Genomic DNA, 17,475 nt, shown 5'->3' with positions numbered 1-17,475 from the left:
CCGCTTAACCAGAACTTTCGTTCCGTCCTACCTGGCGAACAATCAACCGCAAGGCTAACTATCCAACTTCACAAACAAGGGTAAATTTTCAAATCTGTTTCAACCTTCGAAACCGCTTAAAAACTTAACGTTGCGTTCTCTGGAGCAGAACCTAGAACTTTAACACAGAATTTTCTGATTTGTCAAGCTCCGGGTTTTACGCCGTGTCAGTTACCTGACTCAGTCATTCAAGCTTCGGTGCGGACCTCTTGGTCAAGGCGGTGAATCTTGGCTAACTGCTCTCTGCGGCGCCTCGGGAAAACCCTGTGTGTGCTGCAGCGAGAAAAGAACTATAGCACGATGATTTTCAGACTGGCAAGCCTTCTTCGCCCTTTTTCTTAGTATTTGGGGAGAGAAAACCCCGTAAAACGTCGTAGCACATTGATAACTATGAATAATAACTATAAAAATAATTTTTAGATTAATTTTGGATTTTTCCTCATGGCAGAAGACTTCAGCCTTCTACAGAGCAAAACCCGGACTGGACGCTGTTTTCCTGACGGAAATTCGTTAAGTCATCCTCCCATCCTCTAACAATTCGCCCCTCTATATATAGATAGGGGGAGCATCCCCCCAAAAAAAGGAGTCTCCAGTCGATGGATGGATGGATGGATGGACTGACTGACTGACTGACTGACTGACTGACTGACTAGTTGGTTGGTTGGTTGGTTGGTTGGTTGGTTGGTTGGTTGGTTGGTTGGTTGGTTGGTTGGTTGGTTGGTTGGTTGGTTGGTTGGTTGGTTGGTTGGTTGGTTGGTTGGTTGGTTGGTTGGTTGGTTGGTTGGTTGGTTGGTTGGTTGGTTGGTTGGTTGGTTGGTTGGCAAACAAGATAGCAGCAGCAAACACACAGCATCCCCTTCTCCCCCGACCAAGAGTGTCTATATATAGAGGGACAGTTGAGTGGCCTCCAGGATCGAGCACTATGCAGTGCTGTTAGCCGCTCGGGGCTCCGGGACAGGGGGTTGGGGCGAGTCAGACGACTTGTCTTGTCGGAGTCACAATCGGGGATGCAAGCAGTCTGCTGTTTGAGCCCAAGGCTTGTGATTGGTCCGGGGGACCAATCACTGGGCGAGTTCAGACTGCGCCCCGATTGTGACTCCGACAAGGGAACCGGCGCGACGCGCCGGCAAGTAGTCCGCCCCAACCCCCTGTCCCGGAGCCCCGAGCGGCGACCTACATAGACCGGCTGGAACCACAAACACCTCCCCCACAATCAGCCTCCTGACCAAAGACAAGCAAAGCATTCATCACACCTAAACACTCTATATAGTCATAAAGGCATAGCAGCCTCACTGACTTGGCCCTACACTAGCCCGGAACAGATATTCCTGAGCGAAACTACTATGCATGAAGACATCCTGATTAACGTTACTCCCTTCGAAACTCGTGTGGCCCTGGTTGAGCAAGGCGCTGTCCAGGAAATTCACATCGAGCGCAGCATCCAACGTGGCTATGTGGGGAACGTCTATCTGGGAAAGGTGGCACGAGTTCTGCCCGGCATGCAAAGTGCCTTTATTGATATTGGCCTGGAGCGCGCCGCCTTTATTCATGTTGCCGACTTGCGGCAGAATCGTGCCGAGCGCAATCAAGGTAGCCCGACCACGCCTATTGAAAAGCTCTTGTTTGAAGGCCAGTCTCTATTAGTACAGGTCATCAAGGATCCGCTCGGCACCAAAGGCGCGCGCGTCTCCACGCAAATCAGCATTGCAGGGCGCATGCTGGTGTATCTGCCCTTTGATCCGCATATTGGTGTGTCTCAGCGTATTGGTTCGGATGCAGACCGGATCGAGCTGCGCGAACGCGTCAGCCGCCTGATGCCCAAGGATGAGAAAGGCGGGTTTATCGTACGCACGCAAGCCGAGTGCGCCAGTGATGAAGAAATCAGTGCTGACCAGCAATATCTGCGCACTTTATGGACGCGTATCCAGGAGCGTATCCGCGAACAAGGCGCCCCCTCGGTTCTTTATACCGACTTGAGCCTGGCACAACGTGTTTTGCGTGACATGGTCACCCCCAATACGCAGTCCATCATTGTGGACTCGCGCACGGTTGTGCAAGAGATGAAGGAATGGGCGCAAATCTATACGCCCTCCGTTCTGGAGCGCATCAGTCACCACAAAGGTAGCCGCGCCCTGTTTGATACCGCCCATGTGGACGAAGAAATTAACCGCGCCTTGTCGCGCCGGGTCGATTTGAAGTCAGGGGGCTATTTAATTATTGATCAGACAGAAGCCCTGACCACCGTCGATGTGAATACCGGCGGTTTTGTGGGTGGCCGCAATTTTGATGACACGATTTTCAAGACCAATCTGGAAGCCGCCATTGCCCTGGCGCGCCAACTGCGTCTGCGAAATCTGGGTGGCATCATCATTCTGGACTTTATTGATATGGACGACCCCGCTCACCGGGAGTCTGTCTTGCAGGAACTGCAAAAAGCCCTGTCCAAAGATCGCACGCGGGTAACGATTAACGGCTTTAGTCAGCTAGGTCTGGTTGAGATGACACGCAAGCGCACGCGTGATTCGCTGGCCCATCAGTTATGCGAACCCTGCCCTACCTGCCAGTCGCGTGGATCAGTGCGTACGGCCCGCACCGTTTGCTATGAAATTCTGCGTGAGGTCTTGCGTGAGGCCAAGCAGTTCAACCCCAAAGAATTCCGTATTCTGGCTGCCCAGGAAGTGGTGGATCTGTTTCTGGAAGAAGAAAGCCAGCACCTGGCGGTAGCGGGTGACTTTATTGGCAAGCCGATTTCGCTGGAAGTAGACCCGCACTACTCCCAGGAACAGTACGACATTATTTTGCTGTAAACCTTATGGCTGCTCGTGAGATTGGTCAGATGGCCAATCTCACTATCTACCACGCATCCGCTCTATAAAGCCTGCGACACAGGCTAGCGCCTTTACTCCGTAATCTGATGACGGATGATATGAAAACCCTCGGACTCCTGAGGCGCCACAAAATAACGACTGAATAAATCAAATTGCGCTTCGGTGGTTTCAAAGGGGTGTTCACCCCCCGCATTCCTGGCATGAAGACGGGCTTTGCACAGCTCATCCGGCACATCCAGATAATGCAGTTCATGAGCCGCCGCTCCCTGCTCGATCACCTCTCGCGCCCAGGCCCGAGTAGCCAGGGTGTTGGATGGAAAGTCCAGCACGACAGATAGGCCAGCTTGCAGCAAGCCTGCAATATGCGGCGCCATGGCGGCACGCAACTGCGCCGAGCAACATGCATAATCTTCCAGCGATTTGATTTGGCCGGGATACAAGCTGGCCAGCCAAAAATCCTCGCTAATCAATACTGTCTTTGATTGCTCGGAGAGTTCTTTGGCAAAGGTAGATTTGCCCGCCGCAATCTTGCCGCAAATCAGATAGAGCCTGGCGGTTGTCGTCTCTGTTTGCTGGGGTGTGGGCGTAGAAGCAAAATCCATCATCATCTCGACTAATAAAAAGGGTCCATAAACAATAAACCCGCCTGAAAAGGCGGGTCAAGGTTTACAAGGGGCTGGTTCCAGCAGTCGCGCACTCAAGACTTGCCGACAACAGCGAACCTTCTCCTGTCTGCAACCAAGAACTTATAGCGGCGCAACCGGCACAAAGTCATCTTCAGGCAGCACTTCTTTCGGCGCATCGTCAGGATTACATACGCCCGGCGCGCGGATAGACGTAAAGATTTCCTTGATCACATCTTTCACGTCTGCACGGTAGCTGTAGACCTTGGCATCCACCCAGCCTTTTTGCATCAAGGTCAGATCGATCAGAATGGATTTATCCCAGCCCGCCCCCGGTTCCAGTTCATAGCGCAAGGTGCCATAGCTGGCCTGACGCTCGTCCATCTTGAACACGGCCGCTTTGCCACACGCGGCCTGATGCTTGAACAAGGCGCGCTGAATGCCAACAAAGTCGTCATTAATGCGTCGTTCGGTCTTGAAGTAGCTGGGACGACGCAGATCCTGTTCACGCAACTCCGCATCCTGCTTGGCACATCCTGCCAATACGGCCAGCCCGGCCAGCGCAAGAATGATTTTCTTCATGATGTTCCTTATCGTGCAGCGTCAGGCTGCTTATTCGTTGAACTGAAACTGCATTTGGTAAAAACCGGCATAGACACCGTTACGGGCCAGCAATTCGTCGTGACGGCCTTGCTCAATAATCCGTCCTTCATCCAGCACCAAAATCTGATCTGCATTTTGTACGGTGGACAAGCGATGCGCAATCACCAAAGTGCTACGGCCTTTCATCAAAGTTTCCAGAGACATTTGCACCTGACGTTCGGATTCGTTATCCAGGGCTGAGGTGGCTTCGTCCAGAATCAAAATAGGGGCATTCTTGATCAAGGCTCGGGCAATCGCCAGACGCTGGCGTTGGCCGCCGGACAGGGAGTTGGCGTTTTCGCCCACCATGGTATCCAGTCCCTGGGGCAAGCCTTCCACAAACTCGCGCAGATTAGCCGCCTCCAGTGCATCCCAAATGCGCTCGGGAGGCACATCAGCACCCGCACCGTAAGCGACGTTCTGCCCGATAGTAGCTTCAAACAGCACCACATCCTGGCTGACCAGAGAGATTTGACTGCGCAAACTGCGCAAGGTCAGCTCATCCAAAGGAATACCATCTACCCGCACCTGACCGCTGGTCGGAATCAGGAAACGCGGCAGCATATTGGCCAAGGTGGTTTTCCCACTACCCGAACGCCCTACCAAGGCGATGGTCTGGCCGGGTTGCACAGCAAAGCTGACGTCGGACAGCGTGTCGCGATGCGCATTGGGGAAACGGTGACGAACGGCCTCGAACTCAATATGGCCATTTACAGGCTGCTTGAACTCTCGCGTACCGGTATCAGGCTCAGGGTCCTGATCCACCAGCTTGAATACGCTTTCCGCCGCCACCAGCATGCGCTGCATGGTGCCCGTAATATTAGTCAGACGTTTGATGGGATCAAAAATCTGACCCAACGCCGCCATAAAGGCAGCAAAGCTACCAATAGTCAGGGACCCGGTATTGGCCTGGTACAGGGCGACAAAAATAACGCCTGCCACCGCAATAGACACAAACAACTGCGTGATGGGCGACAAAGCCGCATCGGCCGAGGCTGCACGCATGGCAAAACGACGCAGACGCGCGTTTACATACATGAAACGGGTATTTTCACGCTCGTAACCGTCAAACAGCTTGATCACGCGCTGGGCATCAATGGCCTCGCTGACCACACGAGTCAGCTCCGCATTCATGTTGACGGTATCGCGGTTGATGCGGCGCAGGCGGCGCGACACCATCTTGGCGACAAACACCGAAGCAGGCATGACCAGAAACACAATGACGGTCAACTGCCAGGACATGTAGAGCAAGACGCCCAGCAAGGCAATAACCGTCAAGGTCTCGCGCACCACGACAGTGACCACCTCAGTGGCTACTCCGGTCATGGTGCCTGCATCAATAGTGAAGCGGTTCAGCAAGCGACCCGTGTCCCCTTGCTTGAACTCCGAATCGGACAATCCCAGCAAGCGGGAGAACATGTCACCACGTAAAGTCAGCAACATTTTGTTGGCGATCCAGGCAAACAAGTAGGAGCTGCCATAACTGGTGACGCCACGCACGAACATCAGCCCGATCACCGCCAAAGGGATGGACCACATATAGTCTGGATTAGCGCCGGTAAAGCCGCCGTCCAGCAGAGGCTTCATGATCACGGCCAGTACCGGCTGCGTTGCCGACGAGATACTGACCAGGATAAGCGCCACGACCACGACCTTCCAATAAGGCAGCAAACGGCTGTAAATGCGCTTCCAGAGGTCGGATTTGACGGGATCGTGCCCAGCAGGCTTGATTTTGGTTTCTATGGCGTTGGACAACGAGGACACCCTATATACTATCTAATTGTGTTTATTCTAACGCTCATTGCCTGAATCGAGCGTCCCCGCTCTGGTTCGCTCTGTCTAGTTGTCCTGTTCATGTCTGATCCCTCTGCCCTTTATCTACGATTGCCTAATTGGTTAGGCGATGTATGCATGAGCCTGCCGTGTTTACAGGCTCTGCTGGACACTGGTTTACCAGTAGTTGTTTGTGCCCGCCCCTGGGCCCGCGAACTGCTATCGGCCTACCCCTTGCATGGTTTCATCCCCATGACCAGCCATTGGCGTCATGATGCCAGAGCCATACGCCGCTATCGCCGTCAGCATGCTCACCGCAACGCGTACGGCCTCTTGCTGCCCGACTCGCTCAGCAGTGCGCTCAGCTTCAAACTGGCTGGTTTACCCGCCTGCGGTTACCGCGATGATGGCCGTAGCCTTTTATTACGTTGGCCATTAAATAAGCCGCAAAACCAGTTGCATGCGGTGCAATCCTGGTTCTATATTGTTCAACAGGCGCTGGGCCTGTGGAATTTGGGCCCCGTCCCTGAACAAGCCCCGGCCACCCTGGATTTGACGCTCAGCCCCCTGCAACGGCAAGAAGGCGATAACAGCCTGCGCCAAGCCGCCCTGCGCCCCGGCGACTATATTCTGATCGCCCCCACCGCAACTGGACTGCACAAAGGCCGCGTCAAAGTCTGGCCCTATTTCGACCAACTGACCCGTCATCTGCAAGCCCAAGGCAAAACCGTCATTATGTGCCCCCCGCCCAACGAGCATGAGGCTGCTCTGCAAAATGCGCCTAGCGCACGTTGCTTGCCGCCCCTGCCGCTAGGGGCCTTTGCGCGGCTTTGCCAACAGGCGCAGTGGGTTATTTGCAATGACTCTGGCGTCTCCCATGTCGCGGCGGCCATCAAGGCGCAGCAGTTGACCCTGTGTGGCGTTACCAATCCGGAAGACACCGGCCCCTGGTCCCCACGGGCCATTTGCCTGGGACGGGACGGCCAATGGCCTACGCTGGACGAGGTGGTGCAGGTTCTAGAGTCAGAGCGGGAGCACCCATGAATGTTTCGAGCATCCTGACCAGCCTGGTCATTCCGCTGAATTTGTTTGCCGCCCTGTTACTTTTGGCGGTACTGCTCTTTATATTGCGGCTGCGCAAAACAGCGACCGCTCTGGCTCTGGCCGGTCTGCTCTGGACCGGTGCCTGGTCCCTGCCTGCCACCAGCCTGTATGCGGGTGGGTATCTGGAAAGAATGTATCCCTATCAACCTGCGGACCAAGTGACGCAGGCCGATGCCATTGTGGTTCTGGGTGGCCACACAGCTCAAAACCGTAGCAACTGGTTCCTGCCGCAAACGGCACAAAAAACCTCGGCGCGGGTAGAGCGAGCAGCAGATCTGTATAAAGCAGGTCGTGCTCCCTATATCGTCTTGTCCGGGGCCGCGCTGGACGGCGGCGTTAGCGAAGCCAAGGTCATGGCAAACACACTGAACAGCCTGAATGTGCCCGCTTCAGCCACGCTGATGGAAAACGACAGCCTGACCACGCAGCAAAATGGTGAATACACCGCACAGCTATTACAAGAAAAACAGGCCAAGCAGGTTTTGCTGGTGACCTCTGCACTGCACATGCCACGCGCCATGGCCATTTTCCGCAAGCAAGGGGTCAATGTGATTGCCGCGGGTGCCGCCCCTCAATTGACCGTGCCAGACAGCCCGGAGTTCTCCATGTGGAAACCCAATCTGATGGCCTTGCAGTCCAGCCGTTCCATCATCAAGGAATATGTGGGGATTCTGGTGTACTGGTCCCGAGGCTGGGCATGATTTGTCGTTCTGAATGTGGGGCCTGCTGCATCGCCCCTTCTATTTCCAGCCCTATTCCTGGCATGCCACACGGTAAACCGGCAGGCGTGCCCTGTATCCAGCTTGATGAACAATTGCGTTGCCGGATTTTTGGCCAGCCAGAACGGCCTGCCTGTTGTTCCGGCCTGCAAGCCTCGCAGGAAATGTGTGGAACAAAGCGGGAAGAGGCCTTGATCTGGCTGAGCGAGCTGGAAGCGCTCACGGCTCCAGCTCTCAAAAATTAGCTATAAAAAAAGCGTTCTGAAATACACTCAGAACGCTTTTTACCAAAGAGCCAAGCATCTCGCTTATAGCGCCCGTGCCTTCAAATAGGCCTGATAGGTATCAATCGAGAAGCGCTGCGCATCAAAACGATTTTCTGCCCGTTGCCTGGCGCGCTTGCCCACCGTGTGCAAACAGTACTTCTGACACAGCATGTCTCGCACATGCGCCTCAATGGCCGCCACATCTCCACAAGGCACAACCCAGCCTTCATGCAAATGCTCAATGCTTTCCGGTAGACCACCAGCATTGGAGATCAAGACGGGCAGACCCAAGGCCAAGGATTCATAGCATGCGTAAGAGGCGGACTCTTTATACGAGAGCACAAAGCCCACATCGCAGGCAGCCAGGACTGAGCGCACATCCTTGACCAAGCCAGGGAAGACAAGCTGTTCAGCGCAGCCCAAAGCCTGCACTTGCTCGCGCACGGCCGCCACGGGCGGGTCACCTGCCACAACAATCTGAATACGCTGCTTGAGCTCCGGCTCCAGTCGGGCCACCGCTTCAACCAGCAGCAACCAGCCTTTTTCCAGATCCGTCCCCCCCACCGAGCCCAGTACCAGGCAGTTCTCTGCCAACTCGGGGCCGAAAAGTGCCTGCCGGGCGGCCTGCTTTTCCTGTGCGGAAACCGGGGAGTAATGCTCCAGATCCAGACCGTGATAAATCCGTTCAACGTTGCAACGCCGATAATCAGAATTAGCCAGTTGGCGGGCTACATAATCACTGACGGCAATACAAAGATCAGTCCCAAAGCGCGCCCGCAAACGGTTACCTAGGCTGTGCAAACGGTTGGTATTGTGTTTGGTCCAGATAATGACGGGGGGATTAGGCAGCGTTTTGCAGGCGATCATGACATGGCGGTGATCGGTACTGCCATTGCAATGCACAATGTCGAAAGCTTCGCGCTGCAGGAAGCCACGCAAGTTCCAGATTTCTGACAAGGCCGTCCCGATACGGGCGGTATACAGCCCCGGCAACACTCTTACACCGGGTATCTGCAAAGCTTCACGATACAGTCGGCCCGTTGCCGGTGCCGCCAGAGTGAATTCACACTGATGGGCCAAACCGCGCAACAAACCCAAAATGTAGGTGACATGGCCGCCGCCATTACCATGGTGAATATCAGTGATCAGGACCTTCAAAACTCGCTCCGTCAGCGACTATGAGTGACAGGTAAATACTCAGGCCGAGTATCTACAGGCCACAAAGTGTATCCGCTATTGAGCAAGCTGAACAATGACTGAACAGCAGTTTTGAGGATTTAATACCAGTAACAGAGAAAACAGCCTTACAAACGCCTTTAAGCTTGGCGGCGAAGCAACACTTTCTGATACAGCTCCTGATAGCGAGTCGCCACCGCAGGCCAACTGAACTGGATCAATAATTCACGCGAATTCTCGACCAGATTGCGAGCCATCACCGGATCTTTGCTAATTTTCTCTATGGCCTGAGCCAGCTCTTCTGCATTTTCCGGGTGGGTCAACAACAAGGCGTGATAGCCACCCTGAACGTATTGGGCAAAGCCGCACCAGGGGCTAGGGCTGAGTACAACCGGCAGCCCATAGGACATGGCTTCCAGCGGTGCCATACCGAAGCTATCGTTCAGGGTCGGATGCACATAGATATCCGCCGCACGATAAAAGGGCTCCACATTCGACGTTTCGCCCTGCAAGATCACGCGATCTTGCATATTCAAGGCTTGCAACTGCTGACGCATCTGGTCGCGCAGGCCCGGTTTTCCGCCTACGACCAAAAGGCGGTAATGGGAAGGCAGTTTTGCCAAAGCCTCCAGTACTGTACTCAGGCCTTTGCGCAGTGGATTACGGGCCACCAGCAAGCAAACGACCTGCTCCTTGGTGAAACCTAAAGACTCGCGAACTTTGGCGCGCTCTTCTCCCTGATGATCGACTTGCGGCAAGGCAACGCCAGGAGCAATAACGGGATATTCGTGCACGCTGCCATAAGCTTGCTGCAACTGCTCAGCAATCAGACCAGAAACCGCCACGACCGCATGAGGGCCCGGACGCAAGCGCCGCTTTTCCAGACCCAGGTATCCCCAAACCCGAGGGCTGAAGTAGGAACCCAGTTTTTTCAGCAGAGGCAAAGGCCGCACGCGCCAGTTAAAGCGCACCGGAGTGACATGTACCACTTCCACATCCCCACACCAGCCATTCATGTGCGAATGCACAATGTCAAAGCCTTGGGAAGTCGCCTTGGCGGCCTGACGAGCAAACAAAATACCGCGTATCCAGCCGGGCCAGTGCGACCAATGGCGGATCGGCACATAAGCCAGCTTCAGATCACAGCGGCTGTCGTATTCACGCGCAAATACGGTGATTTCGTGTTTTTCGGCCAACTCGCGCATCAGCTCCACGCCATAGGCTTCGGCGCCACCAAAGCGATTGCCGAAACGGTCGACAACAAAAGCAATGCGCAGGCGCTCGGGAACGGGGGTGTCGTGGGGCTGATCTGAACTCATGAGCGGGAAACCGTTCTGCGCTTGTCTTCCAGGCGTGTGACGCACTTTTGCACGAAGCGCAAAATATTGGTGGAACGCGATACGGTGACGCGCGGCAAATCAAACAAATCGTCATCCGAGCGCGCCAGACCTCGATTGGTCGTGGTGGCATTCAGATACCCGGCCAGCCGCACCTGTTCACGAATCGCTTGATTCTGGTCGCCATAGGGATAGCAAAACGCACTGACTTCCACTTGCAGCGCATCTTGCAGCTCTGCTTTGGATTGCGCGATCTGGTAATGAGCAATTTCCGAGGACACATCTGTCAAATGGACATGGTCCAGGGTATGCGAGCCTGCTTCATGACCAGCATTTACCCAGGCGCGCAGCTCGGGCAAAGACATCAGACCAGAATGTGGCACGCCTTTGGGCTGGTCCCAGAAGTTAGAGCCGTCCAGATGTCGGGCAACGATGTAATTGGTGGCTGTAAAGCCCAATTCGTCCAGCACCGGCATGGCGTTCTGAAAGACGTTGCGGTAGCCGTCGTCAAAGCTGATTCCCACAACTTTGCCTTGCTTTTCACCACGCAAATACGGCATCAACTGTGCCATGGACAAGCCACGATAGCCCAAGCGTTTCAGCCAGGTCATCTGGCGTCGGAAATCGGTGGGGTGCACAGTCAAACCGCGATACGGCGAGCCTTTAGGAGCGGGCACCCCGACCTGGTGGTACATAAGAATCGGAATCATAGGCGGCATTATAAGGGGCTAATCTGACTTCTGACGGGTGTAATACCAGAGCTTACTATAACGAAACAGGCTGCCCGAAGCGGCCATGCACGCCAGAATGAAACCTTGCGGGCCATCCAGAAAACCGCGTCGAACCAGGTAGTGGCGCACAAAGGTCCAACTGGCATGACCGGCAATACCGGGCAGACTGGTGGTTTTGCCCTTGGCCTGCATTTGGCGCGCCGCATCCGAGGAATAACGGTTAATTTTGTCGATAAAGATTTCGAGGCTGGCGTAGGGATAATGCAGAAAATGGCCATCCAGAATCAGGATGGGGTGCTCGGTCTGCACGCTTTCATGTACTTTCGCGTCGTTAAAGCGGGCTGTGCCGCGCTTGAACAGACGCAAAACCCGGTCTGGCCACCAACCGCTATGGCGCATCCAGCGGCCAGCAAATTCTGACAGGCGGGCAATCCGGTAGGCTGTCCCGCGTGGCTGGGCCATTTCCTGCTGAATCAACTGAGCCAATGCAGGGGTGACACGTTCATCAGCATCGATGGACAGTACCCAATCACCAGTCGCCTTGTCCAGGGCACGGTTCTTCTGAGGACCAAAACCGGGCCAATCCGGGGTAATGCTGACCTGGGCTCCCATGGAGCGGGCGATTTCCACGGTCTCGTCGGTACTGCCCGAATCCACCACAATGATTTCGTCCGCAAAGGCCACGGACTCCAGGCAAGCACGAATATGCGCCTGCTCGTTCTTGGTAATCAAAATAACGGACAGGCGCTTGCCAGAGCCAGACACTGCGTTTTGCTCTACTTCTGTCGTTGACGACGACGCCATGCTTTCCACCTATTGAAAATCGGACCGATCACGGGATGTACCGCTACGTTCAGCCTGCGGCCTACCGATACGCCCGTGGTATCGCGCACGGCAAAACGATAAATATGCAGGGGATCGCTGCCGGGCTGATTAGAGCCAAAGGCGCGTGTCGTGTACAGGTAGCGGAAACCCGCTTGCTGCGCGATCTGCACGTAATCAGGATCAAAATAGCCTTGAGGCCAGCACAACTGGTCCGAGACCGTGCCCATATTGGCCTGCAGAGTCTTGCGCGACTGTTCCAGCTCCCAGCGCATCTTGTCATTTTTTTGATCACGTTGATCGCTTAAATCCCAACGGGTATGCGTGTGGGTATGGCTGTGGAACTCGAACACACCATCGGCCTGCATGGCGTGGATTTCACTCCAGCGCAAAATCACCTCGTCGCTGCGCCCTTGTTCAATACGCGCTTCACATTCGCGGTGCACCGGACATTCAGGTACGTCCTGGCCTTGCCCCAGATAAGGGCGCACCGGACCATCCTTGATCCAGTCTGTCACCAGAAAGATCACGGCATTGAAACCATATTTTTTCAGCAAAGGGTAGGCATAGACCCAATTGTCCAGGTAGCCGTCATCAAACGTGATCAGCACCGATTTGGGAGGTACGCCCTGCCCTTGCAAATGGCCCACAAACTGCTCGGTACTCAGGCTGGTCCAGCCGTTTTTCTTCAACCATTGCAAATGCTGCTCGAAATGCTCGGGACTGGCATTGATCATGCCCCCTTCCGGGGTGACATGGTGGTACATCATGACAGGCACAGTGCTGGCCACTTTCATCCCTGAAGCTCCTTTAACCAAGCGTAGTACGCGCCTTCCAGCCGATCGCCCATGGCAAGCGGGGTAAAGCGCTCGTCGCTGCGGCAGAACAAGCGGCCTGCGGCCCCCATTTCCTGACGCAGCTCGGGGCTTTGAATCAGTTTTTCCAAAGCGGCACGCCACTGCTGGGGTTCCTGCAAATCTGCCAGAAAACCACTGCGGCCTTCCTGCATCATCTCCGGCACACCGCCCACGCGACTGCCCAGCACAGGAATACCCGCGCTACCGGCTTCGACAAACACAGTGCCCGACGCTTCCATATGGGTCGCCAGGGCAAAAATATCCAGATTGGGCAGAATCGATGGTACATCCGAGCGTGCACCCAATAAATGCACCCTGCCCTGCAAGCCAGACTCAGCAATCAAGGCCTGTAACTGCTCGTAGCCGGGCGAGCCGCCCCCCACCAGCACCAGATGCAGTTGGGGATACTGAGCAAACAAAGGCTGCATGGCAGCGATCAGTTCATGATGGCCTTTTTCACGCCGCAACACAGCGATACAGCCCACCAGCAAGGTATCCGACGCCAAACCCAGCTCGGCACGCAGATCCAGGGCGGGGGCTGAATCAAGCACACTGGGGTCCACACAGGGGTAGACCACCCGCACATGCTCGGGCTTCACTCCGCGCTCAATCAGATGATCACGCACATAGTCGCTGGGCGTAATCACCCGTTTGGGCACGATGGTGTACGACATCAATGAGCCGACTTTCTTGGCCAGATGGCGAGTACGCACAATCAGCGGTGTCCCCGCCAAGCGCCCTGCCACCCCGGCCAGCATGGTGTCCCGGCGGCTATGGCTATTGAGCACATCAAACTTGCCCTGACGCAGAACGCCACGCAATTGACGCACGCCGCGCATATAGTTGGCCGGGCCATCCATCAAGAGGGTGTGGACCACAAAGCCCTCATCACGCAAACGCTCGGTAAGCTGGGCATGAGGCTGGCACGCGGCCTCCACCTGGTGCCCACGCTCACGCAAGATACGCATGGCACGCAGGATGTAATTTTCCTGACCGCCAAAGCTGGTGGCTGCTTCCGAGTGCAAAATGCGCAAGGGCTTCATCGGTAGCTGATCTCCACCTCGTGTGTGGCATCCCAGCCTTCCAACTGCTCCAGCAAGGAATCAGCCAGACGAACACGCCATTGTGGGCCTAGCTGCACCACACATTCGTAATCAGGGCGTTGCAACTGCACCTCTACCGGGACACCGCCCTGCTGCTCGGCGCGATGCGGCGCCAGCAAGGCTTGCAAACGCTGCGCGTCCGCATTGTTATTCAAAGCAATGCTCAAGCAACTGGCACGCGCCTCACGGGCCAACTGCAGATCAAAAATCGAATCGGCATTGATACGCAGACCACCGGTGTAGTCGTCGTTGCTGACCTTGCCCTGAATGATGATCAACTGGTCTTCTTTCAGACGTTGACGGTGTTCTTCAAACAGCTCGTTGAAGATAGCGACTTCCAACTGAGCCGAACCATCGTCCAGCATGGCGTACAACATCTTGCCGCGACGAGTCATGCGCACACGAACGGCCGACAGCACGCCAGCAAACCATTGCGGGCTGCGCGAGGCTTCCAGACGGGCCAGGGGCGTAGGCGCAAAACGACGAACTTCGTCACGCCAGGCATCAAACAAGTGGCCGCTGAAGTAAAAGCCCAGCGCGGTTTTTTCCTGACGCAAACGATCTTGCAGGCTCCAGGGGGCAACTTTAGCCACCTCGCCTTCCACAATGTCGTTGGAGTCGTCCGCAAACAGGGAGGACTGATTGGCACTGCGCTCGGCTTGATCAGCCGCTTCTGTCGCCGCACCAATACTGGCCAGCAAGGCGGCCCGGTTCTCGTCGATAGAATCAAAGGCACCCGCACGCACCAAGGCTTCGATAGTGCGTTTGTTCACCTGATGACGATCCACACGACGGCAGAAGTCAAACAGGCTGCAGTAAGGTCCGCCTTCTTTACGAGCCTGCACAATCGCTTCAACCGCAGCTTGCCCGGTGCCTTTGACCGCACCCAAACCAAAACGCATGGTGCGAGGGGGCAAGCCTTTTTCGGTGTAGCTGTCTTGAACAGGCTCAAAACGGTAGTTGGACGCATTGATATCTGGCGGCAAGACTTCCACGCCGTTAGCCAGCGCGTCTTTCCAGAAAATCTGGACCTTGTCGGTATCGTCCATATCGGACAACAAGGTCGCTGCCAGGAACTCGGCCGGATGGTGGGCCTTCAACCAGGCGGTTTGATAGGCAATCAGTGCGTAAGCAGCGGAGTGACTCTTGTTAAAACCGTAACCCGCAAACTTTTCCATCAGGTCAAACAGCTTGACCGCCAATTCGGGATCGTGGCCTTTTTTAACTGCCCCTTCCTCGAACAAGACGCGGTGCTTGGCCATTTCCTCGGGCTTTTTCTTACCCATGGCACGACGCAGCAAGTCGGCGCCACCCAGCGAATAGCCACCAATAATCTGCGAGATCAGCATCACCTGTTCCTGATAGACGATGACCCCGTAGGTACTGCTGAGCGTGCTCTCCAGATCCGGGTGGAAATAATCAACTTCAGCGCGACCGTGTTTCCGGTTCACGAAGTCCACCACCATGCCCGACTCCAGCGGCCCCGGACGATACAGGGCCAGCATGGCGATAATGTCTTCAAAAGTGGAAGGTCGCAGGCTGCGTAGCAGCTCTTTCATCCCGCGCGATTCCAACTGGAACACGGCGGTAGTATTGCCGTCGCACAAAATCTTGTAGGAAGCGTCGTCATCCAACGGCAAAGCCATGATGTCGAAATCACGCTTGTCCGCATTGAACTGGCGTACATAGCGCACGGCCCAGTCCAGAATCGTCAAGTTGCGCAGCCCCAGAAAGTCGAACTTGACCAGGCCAGCGGCCTCCACGTCGTCCTTGTCATATTGCGACACGGCGTTGGCATCGGGGCCCGACTGGGCATACAACGGGCAGAAATCAATCAGCTTGCCGGGCGCAATCAGGACGCCCCCGGCGTGCATGCCCACGCTACGAGTCAGGCCTTCCAGAGGACGGGCCAGGTCGATCAGGGCTTTGACTTCCTCGTCGTTCTCGTAACGCTCACGGAAGGCAGGCTCATCGGCCAGCGCACGTTCCAGCGTCCAGGGGTCGGCGGGGTTGAAGGGAATCAGTTTGGACAAGCCGTCGCACAGACTGTAGGGCAGCTCCAGCACACGGCCTACGTCACGCACCACCGCTTTCGCGCCCAGGGTACCGAAGGTGGCAATCTGGCTCACGGCCTGACGGCCATATTTCTGTTTGACGTAGTCAATCACGCGTTCGCGGTTGTCCTGGCAGAAGTCCACGTCAAAGTCAGGCATGGAAACCCGCTCGGGGTTCAGGAAACGCTCGAACAGCAAGTCATAGCGCAAGGGGTCCAGGTCGGTAATACCCATGCTGTAGGCCACCAGGGAACCCGCACCCGAGCCCCGGCCCGGTCCTACCGGCACACCATTGTGTTTACCCCAGTTGATGAAGTCCGCCACGATCAGGAAGTAGCCGGGGAACCCCATGGAAATGATGGTATTGCACTCCCACATCAAACGCTCTTCGTAGGTGGGGCGCTGTTTCTCGCGCTCTTCTGGGTCGGCGTACAACTGCACCAGACGAGTTTCCAGCCCATCTTTAGCCTGCTGGATCAGGAAGTCGCCCAGCGACATCCCTTCTGGCGTAGGGAAATCCGGCAGATAAGGCTTGCCCAGTTCCATTTCCAGGTTGCAGCGCTTGGCAATTTCCAGCGTGTTTTCCAGTGCAGACGGCACATCGGCAAAACGCTGCTGCATGTCGTCCGAACTAAGAAAATACTGTTCCTGCGTAAAGCGTTTCACTCGCTTGGGGTTGGCCAATTGCTCGCCTTCGGCAATACATACCCGTACTTCGTGCGCACGAAAATCGTCAGGCGCAATAAATTGAATCGGGTGCGTGGCCACCACCGGCAAGTCCAGATCAGCCGCCACCCGCATTGCCGCCTGCACGTACAGCTCGTCGCCGTCCGCGCCGCTGCGTTGCAATTCGATGTAGAAGGCGCCGGGGAACAAGTCCTGCCAATGACGGGCACAATCGCGCGCCAACTCCAGATTGCCGTCAGCCAGGGCCTGACCAACATCGCCCATGCGTCCACCGGACAAGGCAATCAGGCCGCTACACTCTTTCAGCCAGGCGCGTTGTACTTCCGCGCGGCCCTTGTATTGGTTACCCAGCCAGGCGCGGGTCAAAATGTCACACAGGCTTAAATAGCCCGCTTCGTTTTGCACCAGCAACAGCAGGCGTGACGGTTTTTCGCGGTCTTCCTCGTTCTGCAGCCAAATATCACAACCCATGATGGCTTTCAGCCCGGCTTTACGCGCCGAGGTGTAGAACTTGATCTGTCCAAACAAGTTGCACAAATCCGTCAAAGCCAATGCAGGCTGCCCATAGGCCTGCGCTTTTTTGATCATTTCGGGAATACGGGCGATGCCGTCCACCACGGAGAACTCCGAGTGGGATCGCAAATGGACAAAAGAAGGGGTGGTTTCGCTCATGATGGAATTGTACTTAAGCCAATAGACATTGGTGACCCTGAA

General features: G+C 55.5%; 14 protein-coding genes. 4 read left to right on the top strand and 10 right to left on the bottom strand.

Features of this window, described 5'->3' with window-relative positions:
• The first annotated feature begins 1,382 nt into the window (after positions 1-1,382).
• Positions 1,383-2,846: a ribonuclease G gene (gene rng / locus JYG33_RS00665; RefSeq protein ID WP_207873708.1), complete on the top strand. Its 1,464-nt coding sequence runs from the start codon at positions 1,383-1,385 to the stop codon at positions 2,844-2,846.
• Between the two features lie 92 nt (positions 2,847-2,938).
• Here the strand turns inward: rng and JYG33_RS00660 are convergent, their stop codons facing one another.
• The 3 genes from JYG33_RS00660 to msbA all read right to left on the bottom strand — a co-directional run bounded on the left by JYG33_RS00660 (position 2,939) and on the right by msbA (position 5,887).
• Complete coding sequence (locus JYG33_RS00660) at positions 2,939-3,469, bottom strand: ATP-binding protein (RefSeq protein WP_347708903.1); 531 nt, start codon at positions 3,467-3,469, stop codon at positions 2,939-2,941.
• A 144-nt stretch (positions 3,470-3,613) separates the two neighbouring features.
• Entirely contained in the window at positions 3,614-4,072 is a 459-nt protein-coding gene (locus JYG33_RS00655; RefSeq protein WP_207873707.1) for a hypothetical protein, read from the bottom strand.
• A 30-nt stretch (positions 4,073-4,102) separates the two neighbouring features.
• A complete protein-coding gene (msbA, locus tag JYG33_RS00650) occupies positions 4,103-5,887 on the bottom strand; it encodes a lipid A export permease/ATP-binding protein MsbA (RefSeq protein WP_207873706.1) in 1,785 nt (594 codons plus the stop codon).
• Between the two features lie 156 nt (positions 5,888-6,043).
• Here msbA and JYG33_RS00645 point away from each other — a divergent pair, with 156 nt between their 5' ends.
• Genes JYG33_RS00645 through JYG33_RS00635 form a run of 3 tightly spaced genes read left to right on the top strand, consistent with a single transcriptional unit; the run spans position 6,044 to position 7,973 of the window.
• Entirely contained in the window at positions 6,044-6,949 is a 906-nt protein-coding gene (locus JYG33_RS00645) for a glycosyltransferase family 9 protein (RefSeq protein ID WP_207873705.1), read from the top strand.
• Entirely contained in the window at positions 6,946-7,710 is a 765-nt protein-coding gene (locus JYG33_RS00640) for a YdcF family protein (RefSeq protein ID WP_207873704.1), read from the top strand. The genes JYG33_RS00645 and JYG33_RS00640 overlap by 4 nt, the downstream gene beginning before the upstream one ends.
• On the top strand, positions 7,707-7,973 hold the full coding sequence (locus JYG33_RS00635; RefSeq protein ID WP_207873703.1) for a YkgJ family cysteine cluster protein: 267 nt from the start codon (positions 7,707-7,709) through the stop codon (positions 7,971-7,973). Before JYG33_RS00640 ends, JYG33_RS00635 begins: the two co-directional genes overlap by 4 nt.
• 63 nt (positions 7,974-8,036) lie before the next feature.
• Here JYG33_RS00635 and JYG33_RS00630 read toward each other — a convergent pair whose 3' ends face one another.
• The 7 genes from JYG33_RS00630 to dnaE all read right to left on the bottom strand — a co-directional run bounded on the left by JYG33_RS00630 (position 8,037) and on the right by dnaE (position 17,433).
• Positions 8,037-9,152 (bottom strand): glycosyltransferase family 4 protein, encoded by a 1,116-nt coding sequence (locus JYG33_RS00630; RefSeq protein WP_207873702.1) that lies wholly within the window; start codon positions 9,150-9,152, stop codon positions 8,037-8,039.
• 158 nt (positions 9,153-9,310) lie between these two features.
• The gene (locus JYG33_RS00625; protein WP_207873701.1) at positions 9,311-10,489 is read right to left on the bottom strand and encodes a glycosyltransferase family 4 protein; all 1,179 of its coding nucleotides are present in this window, start codon (positions 10,487-10,489) and stop codon (positions 9,311-9,313) included.
• The gene (locus tag JYG33_RS00620; RefSeq protein WP_207873700.1) at positions 10,486-11,226 is read right to left on the bottom strand and encodes a polysaccharide deacetylase family protein; all 741 of its coding nucleotides are present in this window, start codon (positions 11,224-11,226) and stop codon (positions 10,486-10,488) included. The genes JYG33_RS00625 and JYG33_RS00620 overlap by 4 nt, the downstream gene beginning before the upstream one ends.
• Before the next feature lie 9 nt (positions 11,227-11,235).
• On the bottom strand, positions 11,236-12,042 hold the full coding sequence (locus JYG33_RS00615; RefSeq protein ID WP_207873699.1) for a glycosyltransferase family 2 protein: 807 nt from the start codon (positions 12,040-12,042) through the stop codon (positions 11,236-11,238).
• The gene (locus tag JYG33_RS00610; RefSeq protein WP_207873698.1) at positions 12,015-12,857 is read right to left on the bottom strand and encodes a polysaccharide deacetylase family protein; all 843 of its coding nucleotides are present in this window, start codon (positions 12,855-12,857) and stop codon (positions 12,015-12,017) included. Before JYG33_RS00610 ends, JYG33_RS00615 begins: the two co-directional genes overlap by 28 nt.
• A complete protein-coding gene (locus tag JYG33_RS00605; protein WP_207873697.1) occupies positions 12,854-13,960 on the bottom strand; it encodes a glycosyltransferase family 4 protein in 1,107 nt (368 codons plus the stop codon). The genes JYG33_RS00610 and JYG33_RS00605 overlap by 4 nt, the downstream gene beginning before the upstream one ends.
• Positions 13,957-17,433: a DNA polymerase III subunit alpha gene (gene dnaE, locus JYG33_RS00600; protein WP_207873696.1), complete on the bottom strand. Its 3,477-nt coding sequence runs from the start codon at positions 17,431-17,433 to the stop codon at positions 13,957-13,959. Before dnaE ends, JYG33_RS00605 begins: the two co-directional genes overlap by 4 nt.
• Positions 17,434-17,475: the final 42 nt, after the last annotated feature.

The organism is Alcaligenes sp. SORT26, from assembly GCF_017377875.1.
GTDB classification, from domain to species: domain Bacteria; phylum Pseudomonadota; class Gammaproteobacteria; order Burkholderiales; family Burkholderiaceae_B; genus Alcaligenes; species Alcaligenes parafaecalis.
This window is presented reverse-complemented; position numbering and strand designations above follow the sequence as displayed.